This window comes from Acinetobacter sp. YH12208 (assembly GCF_013418055.1).
Taxonomy (GTDB): domain Bacteria; phylum Pseudomonadota; class Gammaproteobacteria; order Pseudomonadales; family Moraxellaceae; genus Acinetobacter; species Acinetobacter pseudolwoffii.
In genome coordinates this window covers 1-1,518 of sequence record NZ_VPCT01000049.1, presented here as the reverse complement: position 1 = coordinate 1,518, position 1,518 = coordinate 1, and the positions used below count along the sequence as shown (strand labels likewise).

The 1,518-nt window shown below is 60.0% G+C and carries 1 protein-coding gene; it reads left to right on the top strand.

Annotated elements, in window-relative coordinates:
• Window positions 1-123 precede the first annotated feature (123 nt).
• Window positions 124-1,518 (top strand): IS91-like element ISVsa3 family transposase (locus tag FTU95_RS14910; protein WP_180078886.1); only part of this gene is annotated, 1,395 nt, incomplete at its 3' end.

Here is a 1,518-nt window from a genome sequence, read left to right as displayed (position 1 = left end):
GAGTGGGAGTGACGGGCACTGGCTGGCAATGTCTAGCAACGGCAGGCATTTCGGCTGAGGGTAAAAGAACTTTCCGCTAAGCGATAGACTGTATGTAAACACAGTATTGCAAGGACGCGGAACATGCCTCATGTGGCGGCCAGGACGGCCAGCCGGGATCGGGATACTGGTCGTTACCAGAGCCACCGACCCGAGCAAACCCTTCTCTATCAGATCGTTGACGAGTATTACCCGGCATTCGCTGCGCTTATGGCAGAGCAGGGAAAGGAATTGCCGGGCTATGTGCAACGGGAATTTGAAGAATTTCTCCAATGCGGGCGGCTGGAGCATGGCTTTCTACGGGTTCGCTGCGAGTCTTGCCACGCCGAGCACCTGGTCGCTTTCAGCTGTAAGCGTCGCGGTTTCTGCCCGAGCTGTGGGGCGCGGCGGATGGCCGAAAGTGCCGCCTTGCTGGTTGATGAAGTACTGCCTGAACAACCCATGCGTCAGTGGGTGTTGAGCTTCCCGTTTCAGCTGCGTTTCCTGTTTGCCAGCCGGCCCGAGATCATGGGGTGGGTGCTGGGCATCGTTTACCGCGTCATTGCCACGCACCTGGTCAAGAAAGCGGGCCATACCCACCAAGTGGCCAAGACGGGCGCGGTCACCCTGATCCAGCGTTTTGGATCGGCGCTCAATCTGAATGTTCACTTCCACATGCTGTTTCTCGACGGTGTGTATGTCGAGCAATCCCACGGCTCAGCGCGTTTCCGCTGGGTCAAGGCGCCGACCAGCCCAGAGCTCACCCAGCTGACGCACACCATCGCCCACCGGGTGGGTCGCTATCTGGAACGGCAAGGCCTGCTGGAACGGGATGTCGAAAACAGCTATCTGGCCTCGGATGCGGTGGATGACGACCCGATGACACCCCTGCTGGGGCACTCGATCACTTACCGTATCGCTGTCGGTTCACAGGCGGGGCGAAAGGTGTTCACTTTGCAAACTCTGCCGACCAGTGGTGATCCGTTCGGTGACGGGATTGGCAAGGTAGCCGGGTCCAGCCTGCACGCCGGCGTGGCGGCCAGGGCCGATGAACGCAAGAAGCTCGAACGGCTGTGCCGGTACATCAGCCGCCCGGCGGTATCCGAGAAGCGGCTGTCGTTAACACGAGGCGGCAACGTGCGCTACCAGCTCAAGACGCCGTACCGGGACGGCACCACGCACGTCATTTTCGAACCATTGGATTTCATTGCAAGGCTGGCCGCCCTGGTACCGAAGCCCAGAGTCAACCTAACCCGCTTCCACGGGGTGTTCGCACCCAACAGTCGGCACCGGGCGTTGGTCACGCCGGCAAAACGGGGCAGGGGCAACAAGGTCAGGGTGGCTGATGAACCGGCAACACCAGCACAACGGCGAGCGTCGATGACATGGGCGCAACGGCTCAAGCGTGTTTTCAATATCGACATCGAGACCTGCAGCGGCTGCGGCGGCGCCATGAAAGTCATCGCCTGCATTGAAGACCCTATAGTGATCAAGCAGATC